This window comes from Marinospirillum insulare DSM 21763, from assembly GCF_000686905.1.
GTDB lineage: Bacteria > Pseudomonadota > Gammaproteobacteria > Pseudomonadales > Halomonadaceae > Marinospirillum > Marinospirillum insulare.
Genome location: NZ_JMLW01000030.1, coordinates 1 through 26,704 on the forward strand (window position 1 = coordinate 1; position 26,704 = coordinate 26,704).

The window sequence follows — 26,704 nt, forward strand, 5'->3', positions numbered from 1 at the left end:
TGATCCTTTCTTCGGTAAATTCGTGAGCCTGTTTAGGCCGATATCCACGTTTGCCTGTATTACGTTTAAGCTCTCGACTAATGGTTGATTTGTGAACACCAAGCGTTTTAGCGATCTCAGTTTGGGTTAAATTGTTATCAAGCAGGGCAGATATTTGGTATCGTTGCTCTCTGGTGAGCTGTGTGTAGTGTCTCATGTTTGCTTCTCATTCTTGGTCGATTGAAAAGCATAAGATGCTACAGCAGCTTGCCATCCAATCCTAGTTTAATGAGTTGCACTTGAGAGTTGAATCCAGGAGGCTTTTTTGTGTATTAATAGCTTTTAAAATAAAGGATTTAACAATTAAGGACGGTAGAGGTTTATGGACGTTAGTCAGTATATTGAAAAAATTAACAGCCGTTTGGCACAAGGCCATACCAGCGAACATACTTTTCGGGCTGACTTAGAGCAACTGCTAAGCCATTTACTGCCCAACCATAATTTACCCTTGAGCTGATTTACCTTTAGCCCCAAAAAACGTTCCCCATATTAGCAGCATTGCACCTAAGGTTATTGCGCTATCAGCCAAGTTAAATGCGGGAAAATAACTGTGCTGCCAATGAAAGGCTAAAAAATCGACCACATAACCATAAAAAAAGCGGTCATGTAAATTACCTAACGCGCCACCTAAAATAAGAGCTAAAGCTAAAGCGGTGAGCTTTTCATGGCTTTCTAATCGGTTTAGCCAGCCCCAAATAATTAAGCTAGCAACCACGGCTATGCCTACAAAAAACCAGCGCTGCCAACCACTACTTTCAGCTAAAAAGCTAAAAGCTGCGCCGGTGTTGTGCAGTAGCACTAGGTCAAAAACAGGCAATACTTCTAGCCGCTGCCCGTAACTAAAATGGCTCGTTACCCAAGCTTTGGTGGCTAAGTCTAGGCCAATAACAACCACTGCAATTAACACCCAAGGCAGGTTGCGCTTTTGAAAAGCAAGGCTGCTTAAGCCCTGCTTAATTAAGTTAGCTTTAATTGAATTAGGCATAGCTGCGGCTTTCGCCCTCACCTTCTGGCAGGTTAGTAATGCAACGACCACAAAGGCTAGGGTGCTCAGTGTGAGTGCCTACATCTTCGCGGTGGTGCCAGCAGCGTGCGCACTTGGTTTTTTCTGAAGCATAAACTGCCACTTTAAGACTAGCTAGATCGGTAGTGCGTGCGTCAACACCTTCAGCTAGTGGTTTTAAAGTCACTTCAGAAGTTAGCAATACAAAGCGCAGCTCATCACCTAAACGCTCTAGGTCGGCTTTTAATTCATCACTAACATAAAGGGTTGCTTCAGCACTTAATGAACCTTTAACCAGTTTTTCGTTACGTGCGTCTTCTAAGCATTTGTTAACGGCATCTTTTACTTCAATTAAACGATTCCAATAATCACGGCTTAAATCGCTTTCGGCCGGCAGTGCATAAAGCCCTTCGTACCAAGTAGTGAGTAGCACTGAATCTGGGCGTTTACCCGGTAAGGCTTCATTAATTTCTTCAGCTGTAAAGCTAAGAATAGGCGTAATCCAACGGGTTAAGGCTTCAGCAATGTGGAACAAAGCGGTTTGGCAAGAGCGGCGTCCACGGGAATCTTGCTGCATGGTGTATTGGCGGTCTTTGATTATATCTAGGTAAAAGCCACCCAGTTCACGCACGCAGAAGTGGTGAACTTGCTGATAAACATCTAAAAAGCGGTAGTCAGTAAAGGCTTGAGTAATGCGCTCTTGTAGCTGTAATGCAGCATCAACCGCCCAACGGTCTAGCGCCAGTAGTTCGTCAGCAGGCAATAAGTCTTTAGCTGGATCAAAACCGTTTAGGTTAGAAAGCAAAAAGCGTGAGGTGTTACGAATGCGGCGATAGGAATCAGCGGTACGCTTTAGAATTTCATCCGAAACGGCCATTTCGCCCGAATAGTCGGTTGAAGCTACCCAGAGGCGTAGAATATCCGCACCCATCTTGTCCATTACCGATTGAGGTGCAACCACATTGCCCATCGACTTAGACATTTTTCGGCCTTTAGCATCGACCGTAAAACCGTGGGTTAATAATGCGCGGTAAGGTGGGTGACCATCTATCGCACAGCCGGTTAAGAGTGAAGAGTGAAACCAGCCACGGTGTTGGTCTGAACCTTCTAAGTAAAGGTCTGCTTTAGGGCCTTCTTCATGCCCATGAGGGTGAGAGCCACGTAAAACGTGCCAATGGGTTGTTCCAGAATCAAACCAAACGTCTAGCGTGTCGGTTACTTTTTCGTAGTCAGCGGCTTCTTCACCTAACAGTTCGCTGGCATCCATTTGGAACCAAGCGTTAATGCCTTTTTCTGCTACCTTAACGGCTACTTCTTCCATCAGTTCTGTTGTACGTGGGTGTAGCTCGCCGGTTGCCTTGTGCAAAAAGAAAGGAATAGGCACACCCCAGTTACGCTGGCGAGAAATACACCAGTCTGGGCGATTAGCAATCATTGAATGTAAACGGGCTTGCCCCCAAGCAGGCACGAACTGAGTTTGCTCAATACCGGCTAGGGCTTTTTCGCGCAGTGTTTTGCTGTCGGTTTTGCTAGGTAAGTCCATGCCTACAAACCACTGAGCCGTTGCACGGTAAATAACCGGGCTTTTGTGTCGCCAGCAGTGCATATAGCTATGGGTGATTTCTTGGTGGTTCATAAGTGCGCCCACTTCAGCCAGCTTAGCCACAATCTGTGGGTTAGCTTTCCAAATCATCTGGCCACCAAAAAAGCCTAAATCATCGGAATAAACACCGTTGCTTTGTACTGGGCTAATAATGTCATCAAATTCCATGCCGTGTTCACGGCAAGAGATAAAGTCATCTAAACCATAGGCAGGCGCTGAGTGAACGATACCCGTGCTACCAATTTCAGCTTCAACATAATCAGCTAAATAAACTGGCGCTAGGCGATCATAAAAAGGATGCTTAAAGCGAATATTTTCTAGCTTGTCGCCGGTGGTGGTGGCAATTACCTTGCCTTTTAGCTTATAACGCTCAAGGCTAGATTCCACCAAGGTTTCAGCCAGCAGTAATAGCTTTTCGCCAGTGTCGACTAGGGCATAAACAAATTCTGGGTGAACATTAAGCGCTTGGTTGGCTGGAATGGTCCAAGGGGTGGTTGTCCAAATAACCACTGCCGCAGGTTTGCTTAATTCCGCTAAATCAAAAGCCTTTGCCAGCTCAGCCGTATCGTTACAAGTAAAGGCAACATCGATAGCATCAGATTTTTTATCAGCGTATTCAACTTCGGCTTCGGCCAAGGCGGAGCGGCAATCAAAACACCAGTTAACCGGCTTTAAGCCCTTAAATACAAAACCGCCTTTCACCATTTCTGCTAAAGCACGAATTTCACCCGCTTCGTTTTGGTAATCCATGGTGCGGTAAGGCTTTTTCCAGTCACCTATAACACCTAAACGAATAAAATCTTGCATCTGACCTTGAATTTGTTCGCCGGCATAATCACGGCAGAGTTCACGGGCTTTATCGGCGGGTAAGTTTTTACCGTGAGTGACTTCAACCTTGTGTTCTATGGGTAGACCGTGGCAATCCCAACCGGGTACGTAGGGTGCATCGTAACCATCTAAAGTGCGGGACTTAACAATAAAGTCTTTAATGATTTTATTAACTGCATGACCAATATGAATGTCGCCGTTGGCATAGGGAGGGCCATCGTGAAGTACAAAAGTAGGACGACCCTTAGCTTCTTCACGCATACGCGTGTAAATATCCATTGCCTGCCATTGCTTTAGGCGCTCTGGCTCACGTGTTGGCAAATTACCACGCATTGGAAAGGTGGTTTCAGGAAGGTTAAGCGTTGCTTTGTATTGGTCAGTATTTTTGTCGGTCATGGTTATAGTGTCATCAAGGTTGCGGTTAACTGGAAATTAAAGGATTGCTTGTATAAGTGGCGCTTGCGCTAGAAGCTGAGCTGGCTCGCTGGTTAGCCAATATTCACCCGGCTGCCAAGGGGTGTTTTGCTGTATAAAAAACTGCTGGCACTGGTCAATATCCTTATTGATTTGTGTAGTCAGTGCGTCTAAATCTGCAAATTTTTTCTCGTCTCTAAGCTTGGCAAGCGGGTAGACGTCTAGGCGTTGTCCGTAAAGGTTGCCATCAAAGCCTAACAAATGCACTTCAAGTGCTGGAACCAAGCCATCTACCGTAGGACGCAGCCCGATATTAGCAATACCAGGGCGCATTAATCCGTTGGGCATTTTAACGAGTACGCTAAATACGCCATTCAGTGCTGGCTTACGATCACCTAACAAAAGGTTGGCCGTAGGAACGCCTAAGGTGCGACCTAATTGACGGCCATGTACTACGCGTCCGGAAAGCTTGTGTGGGCGACCTAACAATCTAGCAGCTTCGCTAAGGTTGCCCTTAACGAGTTGCTGGCGAACTCGGGTGCTTGAAACGCGCTGATTATCCATTAAAAAGGTTTGCGTGTGCTCAACACTAAAACCTTTTTGTGAACCCAGCTTTTGCAATAAGTGAAAGTCGCCTGACCTGTCACAGCCAAAACGAAAATCATCACCTACTACTAGGTGCGTAAGACTTAAGCCTTCAACTAAAATTTTTTGAACAAATTCTTCAGCGGTTAATTGGCGTAAACGGCTATTAAATTGTAAGCAAACTATACGCTCGGCGCCGTATTCGGTTAAACGCTCTACTTTTTCACGGAAGCTGTTAATGCGTGGTGGCGCTGCGTCACCGGCAAAAAATTCACGGGGTTGAGGTTCAAAAACCATCACTGTCGCTGGTTGGCGTAGACGCGCAGCAATTTCCCTTACTTGTTGAAGGATTTGCTGATGACCTAGGTGTACACCATCAAAATTACCGATAGTGGCTACACAGCCTTGGTGCTCTTTGCGTAGGTTATGAATGCCGCGAATCAGTTCCATTTAGGCTCTGGATAGTTTAAAGGGTATTAGAATTTGAGCGGATGATTATATAGAAGATAGCGAGTAACGAACAGCCGCCCTCTTAGTTAGTGCAACGGCTAGAGTAACTCTTGTCTATTTCATCACTCACCCTAACGCGCCCTGTAGGTGAAACCACTAGGCCTTTAGGTTTGTTATTGGTGAATCCTGTACAGGGTAGCAAAGTCCCACCTGAATTTTGGGAAGGTAGGGGATAAACTTTTAGGTCTTGGCTAGGAAAAATAATTTTAAAACCTGCACCGGAAGAAAAGAATACTGGTTGGTTTGTAGCTGCTGTTAGTAAAAGAAGATTACCCTGCTCATTAGCTGAAGAGTCACACTTGTTGCCTTTTTCACTAGGGCAAATAATGAGTGGTTGGTCATTCAAACTAGCCATTATTCGTGCATGATTTAAAACAGCTTGTAAGCGCGCCAACTCACTTCTTTGGCTTTGTTTTTCAATCATGCTTTGGTAAGAAGGCAGGGCATAACCCATTAGAAAACTAGCTATTACAAGCACAACAAGTAGCTCAATTAAATTATAGCCTTGCTGGTAAAAGTGCTTATTAATGACCGATTTCATCTAAGCAGCCTAGGGCAAGATTACAGGGTGGACAGTAAGAAAAGTCTAGCGATCCACTTTTATTAAGTTGCTTAACAAGCAACACACAATCTTGGCGCATTTTTAACTGATGCATTAATACTGTTTGGTGCAGCTCTTTGCTTCCAGTTAGGATAATTAACAAGCTAATAGTGAGTAAAAAAATAACAGGCACCAGGGTGAAACCCTGTTGATAAGTAAGTTTGGATGTCATTTTGAACCCCCTGCTAGCTGCACTGTTGCACTAACAACTTGTCTTAGCCGTCCATCTTTTGGAAAGGCATACTGCTTACCCCAAAGTGTAAACTGATTCGCTTGAGTCTTGCTTACTGCTAGTGAGGAGGCTAGTAAAACACTAAAGCCAACGCTAGAAATCTTTTGACTGCATTGGCGTGCTTCACTAGCACTAATCCAGCTTTGTGAATCTTGGCAAAAAAACCTAAAACGTACCAGCTCGACTTGGTTGACTAGCGTATCTGACCTGGGTGTAGCTTTTCTAAAATCTTTAAATGCTAAGCCAAACCCATAGGTTTTTTTATCCAGATGAAAAAGACTGCGCTTCTTGGTTGATTGGCCAGTCGATAAGAGCAGCCAATCTGAACTCGCAAACTGGTTAAAATTTATTGGTGAGTTTTTAGGGTAACCTAATAGCCTAGTTTGCTGAGAAAAATTAGGGTAGTTAGCTGTTGCTGCGCCTGCGGTAAGTACGTTTTGTGCTTGGTAAATAGCATTTTTTAAGGCTGTTTCTGCTAGGTTACTACGCTCTTGCAACCTAACAAGTTCTGATTGATTGGTTTGAAATTTTATAAGGGTGGCTAACCCTTGGCTAGCAGACAATAAAATAAGGCCAGAAAACAAACTAGCAACTAGCATTTCAACCAGTGAAAAACCTTTTTGCATTTTATTTCCCTCCTACTTTATAGCCGGTCTTTTTATAATTTTTTTGCCCTTAGGTGCTTGCCATTCAAGCGCTGTATAAGACTGGTTAGAGATAACTTTTAATTGCGGTAGTTGTTCTAAAGCTAAACAGAAATTTGTAAAATCTACCTCTAGTGCTTGTTGGTTACAGCTTTGATTTAGACTGGATAAGCTGGATTGAATTATATTTTTGCTGGCAGGATAGGTAGAGGCTTGTATCAACAGACTGTCTAACGCCCTTGCTGCTAAGGCTTCTTGTTGTAAGGTTAGGTGTATGCTTGAGCTAATTAAGGTGTATTGAGCAATGCCCATCACCATAAGTGCAGTTAAGAATAAGCTGATTAACAGCTCTAATAGAGAAAAGCCTTGTGAGGGGGTGTTGTTAAGCATGAACTAGGCTCCTTGTTCAGGGGTTCTTTTAGCCTAGTTGCTAGATTGAAAAGCACGAGGGAAGTTTTGTCTTTTGTTGACCTAAATTGAAAAATTCACATAAAAAAACTTAGCTAGAACAAGCTGGAAACCTATTCTTGATGTTTGAAATCTTTAAGCCTTATGCCCATTGCAATGAGTGCTAAAAGGTAAATTCCTGCACCTGCAATAACAGCAAAAGCAAGGCGCAGTAAGCGTTCAGTTAAGGAGGCATCTAACCAGATGCTTGTGCTAGGCGTAAACCACACAAGTAATAACACCATAGCTGCCAAAGCCATCGCCAACTGTAAACTATAGCGGCCCCAGCCTTTTGACCAACGTAATACTCCCTCTTTCTTTAAGCCCAAGGCTAACCAACCAGCATTTAAAAAAGCCGAGGCTGCAGTGGCTAGAGCTAAGCCAACGTGAGCTAGGGGCACAATCAAAATAAGGTTAAATACCATGTTAGCTAGCATGGCTTTAATACCTATTTTTACTGGGGTGCGAGTGTTTTGCCGTGCAAAATAACCAGGTGCTAACACTTTAATCAGCATAAAGGCTAGCAAGCCTAAGGCATAAGCCTGTAAAGCTAGGGCAGACTGACTTATATCTACAGCAGTCATGGCACCGTATTGAAAGAGCGTAATTAGCAAAGGTTCGGCAAGAATAATAAGTGCTAAGGCTGCGGGTAGACCAATAAGTAACACCATACGAATTGACCAGTCTAGGAGCTGTGCAAACTTCTCTACATCAGCGCTAGCGTGTTGGCGTGAAAGGGAAGGTAAAATAACGGTGGCAATGGCTATGCCAAATACACCCAATGGCAGCTCTACTAAACGGTCAGCATAGTAGAGCCAGCCCACGCTACCATCTTCTAAAAATGAAGCTAAAACGGTATCCAGTAAAAGATTAATTTGGCTAATAGAAACCCCAAAAAGTGCTGGCGCCATTAGGGTAAGAATGCGCTTAACCCCTTCATTTTTCCAGTTTGGACGTGGTCTTGGGAATAAACCTACTTGAGATAAAAAAGGTAGCTGGAAAGCCAGTTGTATCATGCCAGCTATTAATACGCCCCAAGCTAAAGCTTCGGCTGCAGAGCCAACCAGAGGCGTTAAAAATAATGCACAGCCAATTAAACTAAGGTTCAAAAATACGGGGGTAATGGCCGGAATCGCAAAGCGTCCCCAGGTATTTAAAATACTGCCTGAAAAAGCCGTTAGAGAAATCAGTAATAAATAAGGAAAGGTAATCCGCAATAAGTCTGTAGTTATGGCTTGCTTGGTAGGGTCGCTAGCAAAGCCAGGTGCAAATACCCAAACTAAAGCTGGCGCAGCTAAGATGGCTATACAAGTTAAAACAATTAGTGATAAACCCAAGCAACCGGCTACTGAATCAATTAAAAGCCGTAGTTCAGCTTTGGTTTTCTTTTCTGCGTATTCACTTAAAACAGGAATAAAAGCTTGATTAAACGCACCTTCAGCAAATAAGCGGCGTAAAAAATTAGGAATTTTAAAGGCAATAAAAAAAGCATCGGCTGCTCCCCCGGCACCCACTAAAGAAGCAATAACTATGTCGCGTATTAACCCTAAAATTCGTGACAGAAAAGTCATGCTACTAACTATTAAGCCAGAACTGAGTAGGCCACGTTTTTTGCGCTCGGGTGGACGGTCTTGTTTAGGTTTAGCGGGGAGGGCTTTAGTCATAATTTAGCTATATATGCAAAAAAACCGGCAAAAGCCGGTTTTTCTATTAGCAACCTAAATACTTAGGCAGCTTTAAGTGCTTTCACACGAGCATTCAGACGGCTCTTAGTGCGAGCAGCCCAGTTCTTGTTGAAAACACCCTTGTCAGCAATGCTGTCAATAACGGGCTGTGCAGCTTGGAAAGCAGCCATAGCTTTTTCCCAATCACCTGCTTGTACTTCTTTAAGTACACGCTTAATGCTGGTACGAACCTTAGAACGCAGGCTGTTGTTGTGTAAACGACGTTTTTCAGATTGAAGCGCACGCTTCTGGGCAGACTTGATATTGGCCACGATAACTCCTTGGAGTCTTACAATGATCGTAAAGCTGGGTTTATCCAGCAAGAAATTCCCTAAAAATAAGGGAGAAGAATTCTACCATACAGAAGAAGAAAAAGGGTAGTGATAAAATGGCTCAGGCTAGAAGCGAGTATTTAAGTAAAGCTTTTCAACCTGTTCACGCGCCCAAGGGGTGCGGCGTAAAAACTTTAAGCTAGATTTAACTGAAGGCTCACTTTTAAAGCAGTTAATATTAATGCGTTTAGCTAAACCTTCCCAGCCATAGTGCTTTTCTAACTGAATGACTAGCTGCTCTAAAGTAATACCATGCAAAGGGTTATTGGGTTGTTGATTAGTCATTTCACAGCAGCTCATTTAATAACCACTAGATTATCACGGTGAATAAGCTCTGTTGCTTCAACATAGCCTAAAATGCGTTCAATTTGATGGCTAGGTTGACCTGCTAACAGGCTAGCTTCATTAGAAGAGTAGTTAATTAAACCTTTGGCAAGGCGCTGCTCACTATCATCAATGCATACCACCAACTCGCCCCGAGCAAAACGGCCACGTACCTCTTTAACACCAACGGGTAATAAACTTTTACCCTGTTGCTGAACAGCTTGGCTTGCACCCTTGTCTAGCACTAGCACACCCTTTTCTTGCAGGTGTCCGGCTAGCCAGCGTTTGCGTGCGGTAATGGGCTCGTCATCAGGTAGTAGTAAAGTACCCAGCTTCTCACCTTCAAATAAACGCGTTAAAGCTTGTTCAGTACGGCCACCTAAGATAACTGTTCTGGCACCCGAGCGGGCAGCTAAACGAGCAGCTCGAACTTTGGTAAACATGCCGCCTCGACCCAAAGCACCGCCATCACCCGCCACGGCCAAAAGTGCAGGGTCTTGTGCGCGTCCTTCGCTAATTAAATTAGCCTTGGGGTTTTCTCGCGGGTCAGCATCAAACAAACCATCTTGGTCAGTGAGTAGTACTAGGGTTTCAACTTCTAAAAGGTTAGTAACGAGTGCGCCTAGGGTGTCGTTGTCACCAAAACGAATTTCGTCGGTAGCAACGGTATCGTTTTCGTTGATGATGGGTACAACGCCTAGATCTACGAGGGTGCGTAAAGCACTACGCGCATTCAAGTAGCGTTTGCGGTTTGATAAATCATCGTGGGTCAGTAAAATTTGGGCACTTTTAATGCCGTATTTTTTAAAAGCGGTTTCCCAAGTTTGAATCAAGCCCATTTGCCCTACTGCCGCAGCAGCTTGTAACTCATGCACACTTTTGGGGCGTTGTTTCCAGCCTAGGCGCACCATGCCTTCGGCAACTGAGCCAGAAGTAACCAACAGCAGCTCGCGGCCTTGCTCTTTAAGCTTAGCCATTTGAGCAACCCAGCCTTCAATGGCTGCTACGTCTAACCCTTGTCCATCATTGGTTAATAAAGCACTGCCAATTTTAACGACAACTCGGCTGCTTTGGGTCAGAGTTTGACGTTCATTTAACATGGTTTTTAAGCACGCTACTGCACATATTCAAAGTCAACATCGTAATCGTCTTCGTCAAAGTCATCATCATCTTCATCACTATCTTGGTTTTTACGTTTATGGCGACGGTTTAACCAAGCTTCAACACGTGCAACTGCTTCTGCTTCCATGCGGGCACGTACTTGTTCTTCTGCTTCTGCTGCTTCAGGGTCATCTGCCTCAAGAGCGCGCTGCTCTACTAGCCAAGTCATTATGGCTTGGCTAAGACGTTCAGTGCCTTGGTTACTGATGGCGCTAATACGGAATACTGGGCCTTGCCAGTTCAGCTCACTAATGATTTTTTCACAAATATCGTCAGCATCTTCTTCTAGCATTAGGTCGAGCTTGTTAAGCACTAACCAGCGTGGACGCTCAGCCAGTGTTTGGCTGTAGCTAGCTAATTCTTTAGCAATAATGCGTGCAGACTCAACAGGATCTGACTGATCAACAGGGTCTATATCAATCACGTGCAACAATAAGCGGCAGCGGGTTAGGTGGCGTAAAAATTTAAAGCCTAAGCCTGTACCTTCTGAAGCGCCTGCTATTAAACCTGGGATATCAGCCATTACAAAATGCTGATGAAAACCGACTTTTACTACGCCCAAATTAGGCACTAGCGTAGTGAAGGGGTAGTCAGCTACTTTAGGTTTGGCTGCAGAAACAGAGCGAATTAAAGTGGATTTTCCTGCATTAGGTAAGCCAAGCAAACCTACATCTGCCATAACCTTCATTTCTAAATTCAGGTTACGCTCTTCACCTTCTGTACCCTTAGTGGTTTGGCGTGGTGCACGGTTAGTGGAGGACTTGAAGTGAATATTGCCTAGCCCTCTGTGCCCACCTTCTGCCACCAAAAGTTGTTGTTCGTTTTCAGTAATGTCACCAATGATCTCTAAGGTGTCTTCATCGACAATACTGGTGCCAACAGGAACTTTAACGTAGAGATCTTCACCTGCTTTACCTGAACACTGTCCGCCTCTGCCAGATTCACCACTGGCTGCGCGATAGTGTTTTTGAAAGCGAAAATCAATCAGGGTGTTTAGGCTGTCGTCGCCAACTAGATAAACACTACCGCCGTGGCCGCCGTCACCACCATCTGGCCCGCCTCTAGGAACGTATTTTTCACGGCGAAAACTCATGCAGCCATTGCCGCCTTTGCCTGCGACTACAGTAATTCTTGCTTCATCTAAAAATTGCATTAGGTACTACCTTTGGGGACAGAATGCCCCATATAAAAAGGCTCCACCGGTTGGTAGAGCCTTGTCTTACTATAACCTACTTGCGTTGAAGCAAATTAGGCAGGTACAACGCTTACAAAGCGACGACCTTTAGGGCCTTTTACTTCAAACTTAACAACACCTTCAGTTTTAGCAAACAAAGTGTGGTCTTTACCAACACCTACGTTTGTACCAGCGTGGAACTTGGTGCCGCGCTGACGAATGATGATGTTACCACCTTGAACTACTTGGCCGCCAAACAGCTTAACGCCAAGGCGTTTACTTTCGGAATCGCGACCGTTACGAGTACTACCACCAGCTTTTTTCGTTGCCATGATGCTTTACCTCAAATTCTGGGTGAAAATTAACCGGAAATACCAGTGATCTTAACTTCAGTGTACCACTGACGGTGGCCCTGACGCTTCATTGAGTGCTTACGACGACGGAACTTGATAATAGAAACCTTATCGCCGCGACCGTGATCAATAACTTCAGCAGTTACTTTTGCACCAGCCACTAAAGGCGCACCAACTTGGATGTTTTCGCCATCAGAGGTAAGTAAAACTTCGTCGAAGTTGATGGTTTCGCCAGTTGCTATTTCTAGCTTCTCTAGCTTAAGGGTTTGACCTTCTTTAACACGGTACTGCTTACCACCAGATTTAATAACTGCGTACATACTGCTCTCCACTTGCTTAGCTTCTTCTGGATCAGAAAGGCTACTAATACCTGTTGATGAAGGGAAACGCTTTGGTAACCCTCGTGCAGGGAGCCGTCCAGACGAAAGGACGCGTGATTTTAAAGCAGTTAATGAAAACAAGCAAGGCGAATAGCCGAAGCTTGCCAGCTTTTTATATTCTTATAGCAAGTCTAGCTAAGACACAGGAGTTAATTTGGTTACACTAGACAAAGAAGGTTTAAGTTTTCTTTTATTTATTAAGGATACACGACTTATGAAGCTCTTTGATGATAACTCTCAGTCAGTAGGTAATACCCCTTTGGTTCGTCTTGGTCATCTTTGGCCTGCTGGTAATGTTTATGCCAAGTTGGAATCACGTAATCCTGCAGGTTCTGTTAAGTGCCGTATAGGTGCCAGCATGATAAATGCTGCTGAAGCGAGTGGTTTGTTGAAGCCAGGCGTAACCCTAGTTGAACCCACCAGTGGTAATACCGGCATTGCTTTAGCGTTTGTAGCTGCTGCAAGGGGTTATCGCCTAATTTTAACCATGCCTTCTTCTATGTCACTAGAGCGACGTAAGCTAGTTAAAGCTTTAGGTGCAGAAATAGAGCTAACTGAGCCAGCTAAGGGTATGAAGGGTGCAATAGCTAAGGCCCAAGAGCTGGTGGACGCTAATCCTGATAGCTACATTATGCTGCAACAGTTTGAAAACCCAGCTAACCCTGAAATACATGAAAAAACTACTGGCCCTGAAATTTGGCAAGATACGGATGGGCAGGTAGATGTAGTGGTCGCAGGTGTGGGTACGGGGGGCACCATTACTGGTATCTCACGCTATATAAAGAAAGCGCAAGGTAAGGGTATTACCAGTGTTGCAGTAGAGCCTACAGACTCACCAGTGATTAGTCAGAAGTTGGTAGGTGCTGAACTCAAGCCTGCACCACACAAAATACAAGGCTTGGGGGCTGGGTTTATTCCGGGCAATTTAGACTTAAGCCTTGTTGATCGTGTTGAGCAGGTAACCAATGATGAAGCTATGGCCGCTGCGCGAGAGTTGATGAGCAAAGAAGGCATTCTTGCTGGTATTTCATGCGGTGCAGCCACAGTTGCTGCTTTACGTTTAGCCGCGCTACCTGAATACAAAGACAAAATGTTTGTGGTTGTCTTGCCTGACTCGGGCGAACGCTACCTTTCTACGCCACTGTTTGATGGTATCTTTACCGAAAAAGAGCTGGTGCAGTAAGGCTAAGCTTTGCTTGACAGCACCCAAGCGGCTGCTAGGATACCTAGCAATTCTTACAAGTCGCTTAGGGTGCTAATGTTATGTCTGCCAGTTTCTCACCGCACGCAGTTGTTGCAGATGATTTTGAAGCGGTTAACCAGTTAATTATTAACGAATGCCGCTCGCAAGTGCCGCTGGTAGAAAAAATTGCCCACCATATTATTGATAGCGGCGGTAAGCGCTTACGTCCTTTACTTGCCTTGTTAACTGCTCGAGCTTTAGGTTACCAAGGCGACAACCACCTTCTCTTAGCTGCTTTAATTGAATTTATGCACACCTCAACGCTCCTGCACGATGATGTGGTCGATGAGTCGAGCATGCGCCGGGGTCGCCCTACGGCTAATACTCAGTGGAGTAACCAGTCGTGCGTTTTGGTTGGTGATTTTCTTTATTCGCGCTCGTTTGAAATGATGGTGCGGGTTAATTCCATGCGCATTATGGAAATTTTGGCCAAGGTCACTTGTGTGCTTGCCGAAGGTGAAGTGATGCAGCTGACTAATGTACGCAACCCTAAAGTAAGTGAAGAACAATACCGTGAAGTGATTTACGCCAAAACCGCTAAGCTATTTGAAGGCGCAACCCAAACCGCTGCTGTGCTGGCAGAGGCTACTTTAGAGCAGCAAGAAGCCATGCGTGAATACGGCGCTCAGCTAGGTTTGGCTTTTCAGCTCATTGATGACTTGTTAGATTACCAAGGCGATGCCGCGACCATGGGTAAAAACGTAGGCGATGACCTAGCCGAAGGTAAGGCTACCCTGCCGTTAATTTACGCTATGGAAAAAGGCAGTGAAGAAGAAGCATTATTAATTCGTCAGGCGATACGCAAAGGCGGGTTAGATTCTTTAGATGAGGTTTTAGCAATCGTTAATAAAACGGGTGCGCTAGACTACACCCGTGAACAGGCTCGCCTTTGTTCAGATAAAGCTAAAGCCTGTCTTGAGGTGTTGCCTGCTTCAAACTACAAAGAAGCCTTAATGCAGCTAACTGATATGGCACTAGGTCGCAAAAGCTAGTTATTAGCTAGCTTTTTTTATCGGCGATAATGCCTTCATCCACTAAAGTTTGTAGCTGTTCTTCGCTTAACTTAAGCTTGTCTTTTAGCAGTTGCAAAGTGTGCTCGCCCAATAAGGGTGGTGCAGTTTTTGCGTTGAGTGCTTGGCCATCAAACCTGACTGGGTTACTAACTAAAGAAACCTTGCCTGCTTCAGGGTGAGGTAGTTCAAACGCTAGGTTACGATGCTTTACCTGCTGGTCAGCAAAAACCTGATCTAGGCTATTAATAGGCCCACAGGGAACACCCACTTCTTCTAAGTCAGTGAGCCAATTTTGCGTTGTTCGTGTTAATAGAAGCTCGTTTAGTTCTGTAATTAATAGGTCGCGGTTAGCAACCCTTAACTGGTTGGTTGCAAAGCGTTGGTCAGTTGCCAAGCTTTCTTGACCAGCAACCTTACAAAAACGCTGGAACTGAGCATCATTACCTACCGCTAAAATGATATGCCCATCAAGGGTTGCAAAGGCCTGATAGGGAACAATATTGGGGTGAGCATTACCCAGGCGCTGAGGTACCTTGCCTGAAGTTAGGTAATTCAAACCTTGGTTAGCTAAAACTCCCACTTGTACATCGAGCAGGGATAAGTCGATATGGGTTCCTTCGCCATTTTGTTGGCGTTGGTATAAGGCTGCCAAAATAGCATTACTGGCATAAAGCCCAGTAAATACATCAACAAAAGCCACACCCACTTTGACAGGGCCGCCGCCAGGTTCGGAGTCTGGTAAACCGGTTAGGCTCATCAGCCCACCCATGCCTTGAATCATAAAGTCGTAGCCAGCTCGGTGAGCATAAGGCCCGTCTTGACCAAAACCAGTAATCGAGCAATAGATAAGATCAGGCTTTTTGTCTTTTAAGCTGGCGTAATCTAGGCCGTATTTTTTTAGCCCACCCACTTTAAAGTTTTCTACTAATACATCGCATTCTTCTAAAAGCTGATGGATAAGTGCTTGCCCTTCAGGTTTAGAAATGTCGATAGCAACCGATTGCTTGCCACGATTAGCAGACAAATAGTAAGCCGACTCTTGCGAACCTTCTAGCCAAGGTGGCCCCCAGCTGCGAGTGTCATCACCCGCACCGGGCTTTTCTATCTTGATAACCTCGGCACCCAGATCGGCTAATTGCTGAGTACTCCAAGGTCCCGCTAAAATGCGGGACAAATCAAGGATACGAACACCTTTTAACGGCTGGGCAGGCATTTAAAAGAACGCCTGAATATCAGTTTGTGCACGACCTAGAATTAGAGCGTGTACATCGTGAGTACCTTCATAGGTGTTCACTGTTTCTAAGTTAACCATGTGGCGAATAACACCGTACTCATCAGAGATACCGTTACCGCCGTGCATATCTCTGGCTAGGCGAGACACATCAAGTGCCTTGCCACAGTTGTTACGCTTAATTAAAGAAATCATCTCGGGTGCCCAGTTGCCACTATCCATTAAGCGGCCAACTTGTAGTGCAGCTTGTAGACCTAAAGTGATTTCGGTTTGCATATTGGCAAGCTTGAGTTGAACTAGCTGTGTTGCAGCTAAAGGACGACCAAACTGCTTACGGTCTAGCGTGTACTGACGCGCTGCATGCCAGCAAAATTCTGCTGCGCCGATAACACCCCAAGCGATACCAAAACGTGCTTTGTTAAGGCAACCAAAAGGACCACCTAAGCCAGAAGCCTTGGGTAGTAAGTTTTCTTCTGGCACAAAAGCATTGTCTAAAACTATTTCACCTGTAATCGAAGCTCTTAGTGAAACTTTGCCTTCAATGGTAGGCGTAGTAAAACCTTCAGTGCCACGCTCAACGATAAAGCCTTTAATTTTGTTATCGTGGGCATCAGATTTAGCCCAAACAATAGCAATGTCTGCGATAGGGCTGTTGGTAATCCACATTTTTTGACCGGTCAGCAAGTAGCCGCCCTCGGTTTTTTTAGCGCGCGTTAACATGCCGCCTGGGTCAGAACCGTGGTCAGGTTCGGTTAAGCCAAAGCAACCAATCATTTTACCGCTGGCTAACTGAGGTAAGTATTTGTGTTTTTGCTCTTCAGAGCCGTAAGCTTCGATAGGGTGCATAACTAAAGAAGACTGTACGCTCATGGCAGAACGGTAGCCAGAATCAACACGCTCTACTTCGCGTGCAATCAAGCCGTAAGCTACGTGACCCATGGCTGCGCCGCCGTACTCTTCAGCAACCGTTGCGCCCAGCAAACCCATTTCACCCATTTCGGTCATAATTTCTTTATCGAAATGTTCTTCGCGAAAGCCTTTAAGTACTCGTGTCTGTAGTTTGTCTTGGCAGTAAGCGCGGGCTGCTTCCTGAACTTGGCGCTCTTCATCAGTTAGTTGCTGATCAATTAAAAACGGGTCTTGCCACTGAAATGGAGTCATTTTTTTTATTCCTCAAAGGCGAAATTTTACTGGTTAAGTTGTAATAGTACATTTATTATAATAAATTGTAAAAAGCAAGCTGGCTAGATATAAATAATACCAATACTAGCTATAAGCGGTATTTTGCATTAGTGTTTTTCAAGCACTTCTTGATTGAAGTCCTTGTAAGAAAATAAAAACAACTGGAGTACAGGTTATGCGTAAATTTGTCTCGGCACTAGCTCTGTCTTTGCCTCTTTCTTTATTGGTCGGTACTGCAACGGTTCAGGCTGAACAAACCTTATCTATCGCTACGGGCGGAACCGGTGGGGTTTATTACCCTATTGGTGGTGGTCTCGCTGAAATGATTGGTCGCCATATTCCCGGTTACACGGGTGTAGCAGAGGTAACAGGTGCCTCGGTAGAAAATATGGGGCTTATTCATCGTGAAGATTCTGACTTAGCTATCGCTTTAGCTGACTCGGTTTATAAGGCTTATCACGGCGAAGGTGTTTTTAAAGGGCGTAAAGTAGCTGATGTGCGTGCATTGGGTTCGGTTTACCCTAATGCTGTGCAGTTAGTAACTTTGGCTGATTCAGGCATTAATTCTTTAAGTGACTTAAAAGGTAAGCGTGTTTCTTTAGGTGCACCGGGTAGTGGCACTGAGGTGAATGCACGTACTCTGCTAGAGGCTAATGGCATTAAAACATCTGACTTAAACGCTAGGCGCCTGAATTTTAACGAAACAGGTGATGCTTTACGCGATGGTGATATTGATGCTGGTTTCTGGAGTGTTGGTCCGCCGACTAGCTCAATTTTAAGCTTAGCAACTAGTCGCAAGATTAAAATTATTGCAATTTCACAGCAAGAAATGGCTAAAGCTATGAAGGTTGAGCCAGTATTTGCACCCTACACCTTGCGTGCAGGCATGTATGAAGGTGTTGATCAGCCAGTACAAACACTTAGCATCCCTAATGTTTTAACGGTTAATGCTTCTATGTCTGATGAGTTAGCTTATCAAATAACTAGAACACTGTTTGAAAAGGTAGAAGAGTTAAGAGCTATCCACTCGGCAGCTAACGATACAACCGTTGAGTTTAGCCTAGGATCTACTCCTATTCCTTTGCATCCGGGTGCACTGCGTTATTACCAAGAAATTGGCGAGACAATTCCTGAGCGCTTGCTGGTTAAGTAGCCGCTAGTGCTGTTGCTGAAAAGAGGGTTGGTCGGCTGTTGTTTGCTTTTACTAACCCCGCTAGCTCTAGCATCACCTGCATATTCTTTGCAGGTGATAAATCAGGATGAGCAGCTAATACTAAATCTTCCGTTAAATGAACAAGAAGGTTGGTGCTTGGTTTGGAATCACTCTGTTGCTGGCTTTGCAGTCGAAGACTGTTTTATTGTTAAAGCTGGCCAGTGGATATTGGATTCAAGTCACCAACCAGATTTTGCGGCAGGTTTAGGGCATACACTGGGTCGTGGGAAAATGTTAAGTGATGGGCAGGGCGGTTACCACATTCAAAATATGGCAGTGAAAATAAGTGGCAACCAAATGTTGTTACGGGTTGGATCTTTAGCCGTTAACCACCGCTTTGACTACAGAAAAAAAACAATTAGCTTAAGTGAGCTTGCTGCAGGTCAGCGGGTTACATTAAAAATACTAAGAAATTAACCCAAGTTGGGTTTACTAAGAGATGCACCTATGAGTAATCAAGTCACCTATGACTCGGCCGAATTAGATATAAAGCTAAAAAGAAGTGGCCCCAAGGTTGTTGAAGCAACGATTTTAATTTTAGCTGTTGGCTTATCACTATTTCAGCTTTATACCGCTGGTATTGATCCTTTAGGTTTGTTTTTTCAGCGTGGTGTTCACCTAGCACTCGTGCTGATGTTGACCTTTTTACTCTTTCCACCCTTCAAAAAATCACCACGTAATAGTTTTATGTGGTTAGTAGATCTGTTGTTGTTTTTAGCTGCGGCCTACTCAGGTTTTTACTTGGTTTACAATTTAGACGAAATTTTTGCACGAGCGGGTTTCTGGACGCAACAAGATGTTTGGGTTGGCGTGATGACAACCCTAGTGCTTTTAGAAGCTAGTCGACGTGCAGTAGGCTTGGGTTTAACTGTTATAGGTGTGGTAGCCATTCTTTATGCTTTTGCGGGCTCTCGTGGAGAGCTGCCTTGGTTGGGTGAATGGTTGCCGGGTATTTTAAATCACCGTGGTTACACCCTAGATAGAGTGGCTGCACAAATGTACCTAGGGCAAGAAGGAATTTATGGGATTCCACTGGGTGTAGCGGCAACCTTTGTATTTATTTTTGTGCTTTTTGGTGCTTTTTTAGAAGTAACGGGCGCGGGTAAGTTCTTTATAGATTTGGCTTTTGCGGCAACGGGTCGGCAGCGTGGCGGTCCTGCTAAAGCTGCGGTTATTGCTTCAGCTAGTATGGGTTCTATTTCTGGTAGCTCCATTGCAAACGTTGTTACAACGGGTGCGTTTACTATCCCATTGATGAAAAGGTTGGGTTATAAACCTGCACAGGCAGGTGGCATAGAAGCAGCTGCCAGTACAGGCGGGCAAATAATGCCACCCCTAATGGGGGCTGGCGCTTTTTTAATTGCTGAATACACACGCGTACCCTACCTAGATATAGTTAAAGTCAGTATTTTTCCTGCTCTACTCTACTTCTCTACTGTTTACCTCTTTGTGCATATCATTGCTATCAAGCAGGGTATGAAGGGTTTGCCCTCTAATGAATTGCCTCAAGTAAAAGACGTTATGCGTCAAGGTTGGTATTTTTTAGTGCCACTACTACTACTCGTATTTTTATTAGCTGGTGGTTATTCACCTATGCGAGTCGGTTTTTATGCAGTGATAAGTATTATTGCAATAGCGGGCATTAATGGTCTGTGGCGTGCCTGGCAGAAAGGTCAGCAGGAAGGCCGTTTAGGTGACAGTATTAAACTAGCCCTGCTAGATGGTTTGCATCGTTTCTTTTTAGGTTTAGAGCTAGGTGCCAGAAATGCTGTTGCAGTCAGTATTGCCTGTGGTATTGCCGGTATTGTGGTTGCCGTTGTTGGGTTAACTGGCTTAGGGTTGAAGTTTTCATCCATGATGATTGCTTTTTCAGGTGGTAGCTTAATTCTAGCGGTACTTTTGGTTGCGCTTGCTAGTTTAATTTTAGGTTTGGGCTTACCTGTAACGGCTAGCTACATTGTGCTTATTGTATTGGTAGGTCCTGCTTTAACCGTAGAGTTTGGTATGCCGTTGTTGGTTGCCCACCTATTAGTCTTCTGGTATTCACAAGATTCAAATGTAACGCCACCAGTGGCTTTAGCAGCTTTTGCGGCTGCTGCGATTGCAGGTAGTAAAACAATGGAAACCAGTATGCAGGCTTGGCGTTTTGCTAAAGGTTTGTATTTAATTCCACTATTTTTTGTATTCAATCCAGCACTGATTATTGGTGGGCCTCTTGAGTTAATACTCTGGAATGGCTTTTTAGTTAGCTTGGCATTGATGGCTTTTGCAGCCGTGATAGAAGGCTTTTTATTTACTTGGATGCAAACCTGGATGAGAGTAGGGCTGAGTTGTGCGGTTATTGCTATCTATAATCCAGAGTTTAAGCTGCAATTGGCGGGTAGTTTAGTGGCACTGGTGTTGCTATTGATTAACTATGTGCAGCAGCGTAAAGAGAGTCAGGCATTGGTAGAGCAAAGCCTATAAGGAATAGGCTTGTACCTTAATCAATCATCGGCACAAGGCTTTAACCTTGTGTCGTATTAAGTTCTTGCAGTAGTTCTTCACGACGTATTAAGAGCATTTTATTAACGCCATCTGAGAGAGCTAGGTCTAAGTCAAACAAAGGAAAGGCTGGTTTTAAACCACGTAAAATTTCAATGATAGGCGTTTCTTTATCAAAAGTTCCTATAGGTAGTTTTACGTTTCTGCGAAGGCGACCATTACTAGCATCTAGTTTATGGATAGTGCTCCAAGCCATACCAAAGCGCTTTTCGTCTTCTCTAAGAGGAAGTTCAATATGCGTTCTTTCGCGCATTGCACGATCAAGAGTAATGCCCTCAACCAGCTGGCCAGTTAGGTGTAAAATATTTTGATCTCTAAGGTGGTTTGCTAGGCCTTCTAAATCATTTTCACCGGTAATTACTCTGTCTTTAACCAGCTCACGAATAGCTTTAACGTCACCCCAAACAGGGTTTTTTAGGTAATCCATGACTTCAAAGGTGGGTTTGAAAAGTTTATCGAAGCCAGAGTAGTAGCCAAGTGTCATGTACTGACGTTCCATGTGTTGCCTCCTATAAAGTGTTAAAACTAATGGAAGTTGTAAAATCAATCAAGTTTATTGTCATTAACCGGTATAATTGTAAATTAATTATACAAGTATTTAAGAGGTTTGATCTATGAGTAACCCCTTTGAGGGGCTAGCATCACCTAAAAAAATGAAACGCTCAGATCAAATAGTTGAGTCAGTTAAGCGTTGGGTGGTGGTGCAAGATATACAGCCTGGGTACCGTCTGCCAAATGAGAAAGCTTTAATGGAGCTTTTTGAGTGTTCTAAGGGCACGGTTAGAGAAGCACTTAAGTCGCTTGAGGTGCAAGGCTTAGTGACCCTTAAAACAGGACCAAATGGAGGTGCTATTTTAGCTCGGGTACCTTTTCCCTTAGCATCTCAACTACTAAGAAATTATTTGCACTTTCAAAACCCGACAGGACCAGATATTTATCGGTTAAGGAAGTTAGTTGAGCCTGAGCTAGCAGCTTTAGTAGTGAATGATTTAACTGATGCAGATATAGAGAAGTTAGAAGAGCTGACAGAACAGTGTTCACTAGCACCTAAAAACCTAGAAGAGCGCTTAGCACAGAGAATCGCTGAATTAGACTTTCATAGCGTGCTTGCTGAGCGCTGCAAAGACCCTCTGTTAGCATTTATAGGGCAGTTTTTGAATGATCTTATTAAAGATCTGGTCATCTATAAGAAGGTTCAGCTACCCGAACAGCAAGACTTTTCAAGAGATAATCTTCATTATCATCGAGAGCTTATCAAGGCTTTTCGAAGTAAAGATACCGATAAAGTGCGTCTTTTGATGAGTGAACACATGGCATCAGCCGAGCGCTTTAACGTAGAGTTAGAGGGGCGGTTGGCTAAGGGTTTCTTGTCATCTGCTGAACTATAAAATCAAATGCTATCAAGGGATGAAATATACATTAATATAAGCTAATATTGATGTGTTGTGATTCCTAATGGGTGAAGTAGACTGGCTGGTCTAGTTGGTGTAGACTGCCATTCAGTTTACTAGGTAATTTTAATCTGTATTTTAGCTAAATTAATAATTGTATAGTTGCTTCTTAGCGCTAGAGGATATTGACCTTATGTACCGCAAAACACTAATAGCCAGTGCGTTGGCTCTATTTTTATCACCAGCTTTATATGCAGCCGACTTATTAGAAGTTTATCAGGATGCGGTTAAGCAGGATGCCGAATTAGCAGTAGAGCGTGCTCGTTTAGAAACATCACGCGCCCAGTCAACGCAAGCAACATCCTTTTTACTTCCGCAAGTAACCGCTAGCGGTACCTTTACTAAAACTGATATTGAAGATGCGCCTAAGAAGATGGATAACACTAACTTTAGTGTCGAGGCTCAACAGGTTTTAATTAATGGTGAAGCTTGGTATGGCCGTACTGCTGCCAAAGCAGCGTTTAATGCTGCTGAAGCTGGTTATTCAGATGCTGAACAAAACCTTTTATTGAGGGTTGCTGAAGCTTATTTTAAGGTGCTGCGAGCAGAAGATAATTTACGTTCATCACAAGCAGAAGAGCAAGCGATTAAACGCCAGCTAGATCAAGCGCAAGAGCAGTATGATGTAGGCCTTATATCTATTACTAACGTACTAGAAGCTAGAGCTGCTTATGATGGAGCTCGCGCAGCACGTATAGGTACAGAAGCAGCTTTAATGATTAGCTATGAAGACTTAGAGCAAATTACTGGTGAGCGTTACGAGTCTATCGATGCTTTAAATAAAGAGTTGCCCATAGCAGCACCTGTTCCTAATGATCGTCAGGCATGGGTAGATCAAGCCTTAACTTCAAGTTTAATTTTGCAGGCAGCTAGAGCAGGTTTAACAGCTTCAGAAGAAAGTTTGAAATCTAAGCGTAGTGGACACCTGCCTACAGTGGGTTTGTTTGCTAAGTACAGCAAAGATTCAGATGTGAATAACCCGATAACAAAAGCAGAAGGTTATGATCAAACTATTTTTGGCCTTAAAGCAAGCTTAGAAATCTATGGTGGTGGTCGTACCAGTGCAGCCATTCGTGAAGGATCTGCAATGTTGGATGAAGCTAAGTCAAATGAAGAGCTAGCCAAGCGCCAAGTATTGCAACAAACGCGCAGCTTGTTTACTCAGGTGAGTACCGACGTGCTGGTAGTGCAGGCACGTAAATTAGCTATTAAGTCGGCAGAAAGTGCTTTAGAAGCTACACGCACAGGTTATGAAGTAGGTACGCGCAATATTGTTGATGTGCTAAATGCTGAGCGTGCATTATGGGGAGCGCGTCGTGATTATGATGCAGCCCGTTACGACTATGTGGTAAACCAGCTACGCTTAAAGCGAGTTGCGGGTAGCCTTGCAGAAAAAGATTTACAAGAGCTTAACCAGTGGTTAGTTACTGCTGCTAAGTAAAAACCAAACAAAACTCCTTGTTAGTTTTAGAAACCTCGGCCAAGCACCGAGGTTTTCTTTTTTCTAGTGGGTTAGAATTATACTTTTATTGTTAAATTTTTAGGACACTAGCCAATGGCAAAAAAAAGCTACCCCAAAAACTCTTGGCACCCCCGCTATTGGGGCACCTGGTTAAGTATAGGGTTTCTTACTATTACAGCTTACTTACCTTGGCCCGCTAAAATATTTTTAGGTAAAGGGCTGGGCCGTTTAGCTATGTTAGTCGCTAAGCGTCGTCGCCATATTACCGAAGTAAATATCAAGCTAAGCTTTCCTGATAAAACGCCTGAACAACAGCAACAGTTGGTTAAAGAGGCTTTTTTAGCCAATGGTATAGGTATATTTGAAACAGCTACTGCCTTAGTAAGAGACGTATCTTTTCTAAAAGACCGCTTTACCTTTAAAGGTCGTGAGCACATGGATAAGACCTTAGCCGAAGGTAAGGGCGCACTTATTTTAGGTGTGCATTTTTCAGCCTTAGATTTAGGTGGTGCTTTGCACGGACTTTGTTATACGGGCGACTCTATCTACAAGCCGCACAAAAATCCGGTATTTAACCGCTTTATAGAAAAAGGCCGTAGCCAGTATTTTGAAGAACAAATTGCCAGTCGTGATTTAAAGCTACTAGTACGCAGATTGCGCAATGGTAGCATCTGCTGGTATTCACCCGACCAAGATTTTGGCCGTGATGCCAGTGTGTTTGCGCCTTTTTTTGGTGTTGAAGCCGCCAGCATTACCATGACTGCCCGTATTGCAAGAATGGCTAAAGTACCCGTATTGCCTTTATGTATTTACCGTAATCCAGACAACTACACCTATACACTGGAATATCTACCAGCCTTAGAAAATTTTCCAAGTGGTGATGAAGTTGCCGATGCAACCTTGGTTAACCAAACCATTGAAAAAATGATTAGGGTTTATCCTGAACAATACCTCTGGATGCACCGCCGTTTTAAAACACGGCCAGACCCCCAATCACCTTCACTCTACTGAGCTCTACAAGTATGAATATTCACTTAGGCAGAGACCTAGCTAGCTTGAACTTAGCCTTAGATGCTTTAGATGAATGGGTGGTTGTCGTTGATGAGTCAGCAAAAATACTCTTTATTAATCAACCTTATGCACAGTTTTTAGGCGTTAAAAGAGAAACCTCCTACGGTCGTTATGTCGTTGATGTTATTGAAAATACTCGTATGCACTTGGTTGTTGAAAATGGGCAAGAAGAGTTGTCTAAATTACAAGAAATACGCGGGCGGCACATGATAGCCAACCGCTATCCCATACGTCAGGCAGGAAAAGTGATAGGTGCAATCGGTTTTGTGCTTTATCACGATACCCATGAATGGCGACAAATGAATACTCAGATAAAAGCATTGGTTTCGGAGTTGGACTTTTATCGTCGTGCTTTAGATAAAGAGCAAACGGGCGCTCATTACCACATTAACGATTTAATTGGCCGTAGCCCTTTAATTAAAGCGGTTAATGAAAAAATTAAAAAAGTAGCCGGTGGTGATGCTTCCGTATTAATTCGTGGCGAGTCAGGTACGGGTAAAGAACTTTATGCCCATGCGTTGCACCTCTTGTCGGAACGGTCTAAAGCACCTTTTATTAAAATTAACTGTGCGGCCATTCCAGAAAATTTATTAGAGTCAGAATTGTTTGGTTATGCTGAAGGTGCTTTTACTGGTGCTAAACGTGGAGGCAAGCAGGGTAAGTTTCAGCTAGCAGATAAAGGCACACTTTTTCTTGATGAAATTGGTGATATGCCCCTGACAATGCAGGCCAAGCTATTGCGCGTGTTGCAAGACCGTGAAATAGAAGCGGTGGGTTCTAATCGCTTGGTTAAAATTGATGTGCGTTTAGTTACAGCTACTCACCAGCCACTAGAAAAATTGGTTGAAGCAGGAGAGTTTAGAGAAGATCTTTATTATCGAATTAACGTTGTATCAGTTGATTTGCCACCCCTAAGAGACAGACGCGAAGACATTCCAGCACTTGCTGAGCACTTTTTAAATAGGTTGGCTGCTCGAACAGGACGCAGAGCACCAAAATTAACTGCTGATGCTTTGACTCGTATGCTTGAATACGCTTGGCCAGGCAATGTGCGTGAAATGGAAAATGCTATTGAATCTGCCTTTTACCTTAGCCAAGGCTATAAAATTTCTTTACAGGCTTTGCCTTCCTCTTTAACCGCTGGGGTTTCAGTTGTAGACAAGAGTCTAGTGCAGGGTACTTTAAAAGAGCAGCTAGCTATGGCAGAAAAAGACATACTTGAGCAGGCTTTGATTACTTGTAAAGGCAATCGGCAACTGGCTGCTAAAATGCTAGGCATAGGGAAAACAACTATATACGACAAGTTATCTCGCTATGAGTTAACTAATGAGTCCTTTATTGGCTAGTTACAAATGTTTTGTATTTGCAAGTGGAATAATGTAGTAAAGTGTAATTGTGTTTAATGAGATAGAAGGACTTAGCTATGTCTAAATTAGCGGCATTGGGGTTTCGTACGCGTATAGCGCTGCCATTTGTTATTACTGCAGCTGCTTTGGTTTTTATTGGGTTGTTTAGTATAAATGCTGTTCGCAGCCTGGTTTCAGATGTTGATGAAGTAGCAGATAACTACCTGCCAGCAGTTAGTGAGATTCTTAATGGGGCTCTTCGCATTTAAGGGTGTAGAAAAGATCTGGCTCACTAGAAAAGGAGTCGGGTTTCTTAGAGAATGTAAGTTCCAACACAAACAAAACTAAGTCCCCCGACATGAGCAATCTTACCTTTTCTACCCCTGACCTTTCCACCTTTTGCCAATTAAATAAACTCGGCCTTGTTGCCACTGGACAGCATATTACTGAAAAACACGCTGTTATTGAGTGCCGTTTCGCTCAATCGCCAGAGCCTTGCCCTGAGTGCGCTGCTTGTGGCAATTCACGTGGCACTATTGATAGGCGTCTTGCCCACGTGCCTTATGGTCAGCGAACGACCACGTTACTGCTGCG

General features: G+C 44.0%; 29 protein-coding genes and 1 pseudogene. 12 read left to right on the top strand and 18 right to left on the bottom strand.

Features of this window, described 5'->3' with window-relative positions:
* Positions 1–196, bottom strand: a 196-nt coding sequence (locus tag BP27_RS16090; RefSeq protein ID WP_036240159.1) for a helix-turn-helix domain-containing protein, incomplete at its 3' end; no start/stop codon positions are given.
* A 165-nt stretch (positions 197–361) separates the two neighbouring features.
* Between BP27_RS16090 and BP27_RS17515 the strand changes: the two genes are divergently transcribed.
* Positions 362–496, top strand: coding sequence for a hypothetical protein (locus tag BP27_RS17515; RefSeq protein ID WP_281172151.1), 135 nt, complete (start codon positions 362–364; stop codon positions 494–496).
* Here BP27_RS17515 and lspA read toward each other — a convergent pair.
* From lspA to rplU, 14 genes are all read right to left on the bottom strand, one after another.
* On the bottom strand, positions 482–1,024 hold the full coding sequence (gene lspA, locus BP27_RS0111315) for a signal peptidase II (protein ID WP_084324588.1): 543 nt from the start codon (positions 1,022–1,024) through the stop codon (positions 482–484). The two genes, BP27_RS17515 and lspA, sit on opposite strands and share 15 nt — an antisense overlap.
* Positions 1,017–3,869 carry an isoleucine--tRNA ligase gene (ileS, locus tag BP27_RS0111320; protein WP_036240160.1) on the bottom strand — a complete coding sequence of 951 codons (2,853 nt, stop codon included), beginning with the start codon at positions 3,867–3,869 and terminating at the stop codon, positions 1,017–1,019. Before ileS ends, lspA begins: the two co-directional genes overlap by 8 nt.
* A 36-nt stretch (positions 3,870–3,905) precedes the next feature.
* Positions 3,906–4,922, bottom strand: a complete 1,017-nt coding sequence (gene ribF, locus BP27_RS16095) for a bifunctional riboflavin kinase/FAD synthetase (RefSeq protein WP_051610533.1) — start codon at positions 4,920–4,922, stop codon at positions 3,906–3,908.
* A gap of 82 nt (positions 4,923–5,004) precedes the next feature.
* Positions 5,005–5,523 carry a pilus assembly FimT family protein gene (locus BP27_RS0111330; RefSeq protein WP_027851651.1) on the bottom strand — a complete coding sequence of 173 codons (519 nt, stop codon included), beginning with the start codon at positions 5,521–5,523 and terminating at the stop codon, positions 5,005–5,007.
* On the bottom strand, positions 5,507–5,755 hold the full coding sequence (locus BP27_RS0111335; RefSeq protein WP_027851652.1) for a hypothetical protein: 249 nt from the start codon (positions 5,753–5,755) through the stop codon (positions 5,507–5,509). The genes BP27_RS0111330 and BP27_RS0111335 overlap by 17 nt, the downstream gene beginning before the upstream one ends.
* On the bottom strand, positions 5,752–6,441 hold the full coding sequence (locus BP27_RS0111340; RefSeq protein WP_027851653.1) for a PilW family protein: 690 nt from the start codon (positions 6,439–6,441) through the stop codon (positions 5,752–5,754). The genes BP27_RS0111335 and BP27_RS0111340 overlap by 4 nt, the downstream gene beginning before the upstream one ends.
* A 12-nt stretch (positions 6,442–6,453) precedes the next feature.
* Positions 6,454–6,849 carry a prepilin-type N-terminal cleavage/methylation domain-containing protein gene (locus tag BP27_RS0111345; RefSeq protein ID WP_027851654.1) on the bottom strand — a complete coding sequence of 132 codons (396 nt, stop codon included), beginning with the start codon at positions 6,847–6,849 and terminating at the stop codon, positions 6,454–6,456.
* A 131-nt stretch (positions 6,850–6,980) separates the two neighbouring features.
* Positions 6,981–8,570 (bottom strand): murein biosynthesis integral membrane protein MurJ, encoded by a 1,590-nt coding sequence (gene murJ, locus BP27_RS0111350; RefSeq protein WP_027851655.1) that lies wholly within the window; start codon positions 8,568–8,570, stop codon positions 6,981–6,983.
* 62 nt (positions 8,571–8,632) lie between these two features.
* Positions 8,633–8,902: a 30S ribosomal protein S20 gene (gene rpsT / locus BP27_RS0111355; RefSeq protein ID WP_027851656.1), complete on the bottom strand. Its 270-nt coding sequence runs from the start codon at positions 8,900–8,902 to the stop codon at positions 8,633–8,635.
* Positions 8,903–9,028: 126 nt separating this feature from the next.
* Complete coding sequence (locus BP27_RS0111365; RefSeq protein ID WP_027851657.1) at positions 9,029–9,247, bottom strand: VF530 family protein; 219 nt, start codon at positions 9,245–9,247, stop codon at positions 9,029–9,031.
* Positions 9,248–9,258: 11 nt separating this feature from the next.
* Positions 9,259–10,386 carry a glutamate 5-kinase gene (proB, locus tag BP27_RS0111370; protein ID WP_027851658.1) on the bottom strand — a complete coding sequence of 376 codons (1,128 nt, stop codon included), beginning with the start codon at positions 10,384–10,386 and terminating at the stop codon, positions 9,259–9,261.
* 14 nt (positions 10,387–10,400) lie between these two features.
* The gene (cgtA, locus tag BP27_RS0111375) at positions 10,401–11,600 is read right to left on the bottom strand and encodes an Obg family GTPase CgtA (RefSeq protein WP_027851659.1); all 1,200 of its coding nucleotides are present in this window, start codon (positions 11,598–11,600) and stop codon (positions 10,401–10,403) included.
* 95 nt (positions 11,601–11,695) lie between these two features.
* On the bottom strand, positions 11,696–11,953 hold the full coding sequence (gene rpmA, locus BP27_RS0111380; protein WP_027851660.1) for a 50S ribosomal protein L27: 258 nt from the start codon (positions 11,951–11,953) through the stop codon (positions 11,696–11,698).
* 29 nt (positions 11,954–11,982) lie between these two features.
* Positions 11,983–12,294, bottom strand: coding sequence for a 50S ribosomal protein L21 (rplU, locus tag BP27_RS0111385; protein WP_027851661.1), 312 nt, complete (start codon positions 12,292–12,294; stop codon positions 11,983–11,985).
* A gap of 274 nt (positions 12,295–12,568) precedes the next feature.
* Between rplU and cysK the strand changes: the two genes are divergently transcribed.
* Positions 12,569–13,537: a cysteine synthase A gene (cysK, locus tag BP27_RS0111395; protein WP_027851662.1), complete on the top strand. Its 969-nt coding sequence runs from the start codon at positions 12,569–12,571 to the stop codon at positions 13,535–13,537.
* An 80-nt stretch (positions 13,538–13,617) separates the two neighbouring features.
* A complete protein-coding gene (locus tag BP27_RS0111400) occupies positions 13,618–14,589 on the top strand; it encodes a polyprenyl synthetase family protein (RefSeq protein ID WP_027851663.1) in 972 nt (323 codons plus the stop codon).
* A gap of 7 nt (positions 14,590–14,596) precedes the next feature.
* Here the strand turns inward: BP27_RS0111400 and BP27_RS0111405 are convergent, their stop codons facing one another.
* Both BP27_RS0111405 and BP27_RS0111410 read right to left on the bottom strand, forming a co-directional pair.
* Positions 14,597–15,823 carry a CaiB/BaiF CoA transferase family protein gene (locus BP27_RS0111405; RefSeq protein WP_027851664.1) on the bottom strand — a complete coding sequence of 409 codons (1,227 nt, stop codon included), beginning with the start codon at positions 15,821–15,823 and terminating at the stop codon, positions 14,597–14,599.
* Positions 15,824–17,002: an acyl-CoA dehydrogenase gene (locus BP27_RS0111410; RefSeq protein ID WP_027851665.1), complete on the bottom strand. Its 1,179-nt coding sequence runs from the start codon at positions 17,000–17,002 to the stop codon at positions 15,824–15,826.
* Between the two features lie 196 nt (positions 17,003–17,198).
* On the opposite strand from BP27_RS0111410, the gene BP27_RS0111415 reads away from it, so the two are divergent.
* From BP27_RS0111415 to BP27_RS0111425, 3 genes are read left to right on the top strand one after another with little or no spacing between them, the layout of a single operon-like run.
* A complete protein-coding gene (locus BP27_RS0111415) occupies positions 17,199–18,176 on the top strand; it encodes a TAXI family TRAP transporter solute-binding subunit (RefSeq protein WP_027851666.1) in 978 nt (325 codons plus the stop codon).
* A 6-nt stretch (positions 18,177–18,182) separates the two neighbouring features.
* On the top strand, positions 18,183–18,653 hold the full coding sequence (locus BP27_RS16100; RefSeq protein ID WP_245597842.1) for a DUF1850 domain-containing protein: 471 nt from the start codon (positions 18,183–18,185) through the stop codon (positions 18,651–18,653).
* 30 nt (positions 18,654–18,683) lie between these two features.
* Positions 18,684–20,702: a TRAP transporter permease gene (locus BP27_RS0111425; protein ID WP_051610534.1), complete on the top strand. Its 2,019-nt coding sequence runs from the start codon at positions 18,684–18,686 to the stop codon at positions 20,700–20,702.
* Positions 20,703–20,742: 40 nt separating this feature from the next.
* Here BP27_RS0111425 and BP27_RS0111430 read toward each other — a convergent pair whose 3' ends face one another.
* Positions 20,743–21,279 carry a hypothetical protein gene (locus BP27_RS0111430; protein ID WP_027851668.1) on the bottom strand — a complete coding sequence of 179 codons (537 nt, stop codon included), beginning with the start codon at positions 21,277–21,279 and terminating at the stop codon, positions 20,743–20,745.
* Positions 21,280–21,394: 115 nt separating this feature from the next.
* Between BP27_RS0111430 and BP27_RS0111435 the strand changes: the two genes are divergently transcribed.
* The 6 genes and pseudogenes from BP27_RS0111435 to BP27_RS17000 form a co-directional block, all read left to right on the top strand.
* Positions 21,395–22,168 carry a FadR/GntR family transcriptional regulator gene (locus BP27_RS0111435; RefSeq protein ID WP_027851669.1) on the top strand — a complete coding sequence of 258 codons (774 nt, stop codon included), beginning with the start codon at positions 21,395–21,397 and terminating at the stop codon, positions 22,166–22,168.
* 196 nt (positions 22,169–22,364) lie between these two features.
* Positions 22,365–23,672, top strand: a complete 1,308-nt coding sequence (locus tag BP27_RS16105; RefSeq protein ID WP_051610535.1) for a TolC family outer membrane protein — start codon at positions 22,365–22,367, stop codon at positions 23,670–23,672.
* Positions 23,673–23,786: 114 nt separating this feature from the next.
* The gene (gene lpxL, locus BP27_RS0111445; protein ID WP_027851670.1) at positions 23,787–24,704 is read left to right on the top strand and encodes an LpxL/LpxP family Kdo(2)-lipid IV(A) lauroyl/palmitoleoyl acyltransferase; all 918 of its coding nucleotides are present in this window, start codon (positions 23,787–23,789) and stop codon (positions 24,702–24,704) included.
* A gap of 11 nt (positions 24,705–24,715) precedes the next feature.
* Positions 24,716–26,110, top strand: a complete 1,395-nt coding sequence (locus tag BP27_RS0111450) for a sigma-54 interaction domain-containing protein (RefSeq protein WP_051610536.1) — start codon at positions 24,716–24,718, stop codon at positions 26,108–26,110.
* A 77-nt stretch (positions 26,111–26,187) separates the two neighbouring features.
* Positions 26,188–26,379 carry a hypothetical protein gene (locus BP27_RS0111455; protein WP_027851672.1) on the top strand — a complete coding sequence of 64 codons (192 nt, stop codon included), beginning with the start codon at positions 26,188–26,190 and terminating at the stop codon, positions 26,377–26,379.
* 89 nt (positions 26,380–26,468) lie between these two features.
* Positions 26,469–26,704, top strand: a pseudogene (locus BP27_RS17000) (ISL3 family transposase); the annotation flags it as partial.

Bases quoted from the DNA above. Each gene is read 5' to 3' on its own strand.
- cysK (WP_027851662.1), top strand. From the start codon at position 12,569: ATGAAGCTCTTTGATGATAACTCTCAGTCAGTAGGTAATACCCCTTTG.
- BP27_RS0111425 (WP_051610534.1), top strand. From the start codon at position 18,684: ATGAGTAATCAAGTCACCTATGACTCGGCCGAATTAGATATAAAGCTA.
- BP27_RS0111435 (WP_027851669.1), top strand. From the start codon at position 21,395: ATGAGTAACCCCTTTGAGGGGCTAGCATCACCTAAAAAAATGAAACGC.
- lspA (WP_084324588.1), bottom strand. From the start codon at position 1,024: ATGCCTAATTCAATTAAAGCTAACTTAATTAAGCAGGGCTTAAGCAGC.
- BP27_RS0111410 (WP_027851665.1), bottom strand. From the start codon at position 17,002: ATGACTCCATTTCAGTGGCAAGACCCGTTTTTAATTGATCAGCAACTA.
- BP27_RS0111340 (WP_027851653.1), bottom strand. From the start codon at position 6,441: ATGCAAAAAGGTTTTTCACTGGTTGAAATGCTAGTTGCTAGTTTGTTT.
- lpxL (WP_027851670.1), top strand. From the start codon at position 23,787: ATGGCAAAAAAAAGCTACCCCAAAAACTCTTGGCACCCCCGCTATTGG.
- BP27_RS0111365 (WP_027851657.1), bottom strand. From the start codon at position 9,247: ATGACTAATCAACAACCCAATAACCCTTTGCATGGTATTACTTTAGAG.
- BP27_RS0111330 (WP_027851651.1), bottom strand. From the start codon at position 5,523: ATGAAATCGGTCATTAATAAGCACTTTTACCAGCAAGGCTATAATTTA.
- BP27_RS0111405 (WP_027851664.1), bottom strand. From the start codon at position 15,823: ATGCCTGCCCAGCCGTTAAAAGGTGTTCGTATCCTTGATTTGTCCCGC.
- BP27_RS0111400 (WP_027851663.1), top strand. From the start codon at position 13,618: ATGTCTGCCAGTTTCTCACCGCACGCAGTTGTTGCAGATGATTTTGAA.
- BP27_RS16105 (WP_051610535.1), top strand. From the start codon at position 22,365: ATGTACCGCAAAACACTAATAGCCAGTGCGTTGGCTCTATTTTTATCA.
- BP27_RS17515 (WP_281172151.1), top strand. From the start codon at position 362: ATGGACGTTAGTCAGTATATTGAAAAAATTAACAGCCGTTTGGCACAA.
- ileS (WP_036240160.1), bottom strand. From the start codon at position 3,869: ATGACCGACAAAAATACTGACCAATACAAAGCAACGCTTAACCTTCCT.
- BP27_RS0111450 (WP_051610536.1), top strand. From the start codon at position 24,716: ATGAATATTCACTTAGGCAGAGACCTAGCTAGCTTGAACTTAGCCTTA.
- ribF (WP_051610533.1), bottom strand. From the start codon at position 4,922: ATGGAACTGATTCGCGGCATTCATAACCTACGCAAAGAGCACCAAGGC.
- BP27_RS0111430 (WP_027851668.1), bottom strand. From the start codon at position 21,279: ATGGAACGTCAGTACATGACACTTGGCTACTACTCTGGCTTCGATAAA.
- BP27_RS0111455 (WP_027851672.1), top strand. From the start codon at position 26,188: ATGTCTAAATTAGCGGCATTGGGGTTTCGTACGCGTATAGCGCTGCCA.
- rplU (WP_027851661.1), bottom strand. From the start codon at position 12,294: ATGTACGCAGTTATTAAATCTGGTGGTAAGCAGTACCGTGTTAAAGAA.
- rpmA (WP_027851660.1), bottom strand. From the start codon at position 11,953: ATGGCAACGAAAAAAGCTGGTGGTAGTACTCGTAACGGTCGCGATTCC.
- murJ (WP_027851655.1), bottom strand. From the start codon at position 8,570: ATGACTAAAGCCCTCCCCGCTAAACCTAAACAAGACCGTCCACCCGAG.
- proB (WP_027851658.1), bottom strand. From the start codon at position 10,386: ATGTTAAATGAACGTCAAACTCTGACCCAAAGCAGCCGAGTTGTCGTT.
- BP27_RS0111345 (WP_027851654.1), bottom strand. From the start codon at position 6,849: ATGCTTAACAACACCCCCTCACAAGGCTTTTCTCTATTAGAGCTGTTA.
- BP27_RS0111415 (WP_027851666.1), top strand. From the start codon at position 17,199: ATGCGTAAATTTGTCTCGGCACTAGCTCTGTCTTTGCCTCTTTCTTTA.
- BP27_RS0111335 (WP_027851652.1), bottom strand. From the start codon at position 5,755: ATGACATCCAAACTTACTTATCAACAGGGTTTCACCCTGGTGCCTGTT.
- cgtA (WP_027851659.1), bottom strand. From the start codon at position 11,600: ATGCAATTTTTAGATGAAGCAAGAATTACTGTAGTCGCAGGCAAAGGC.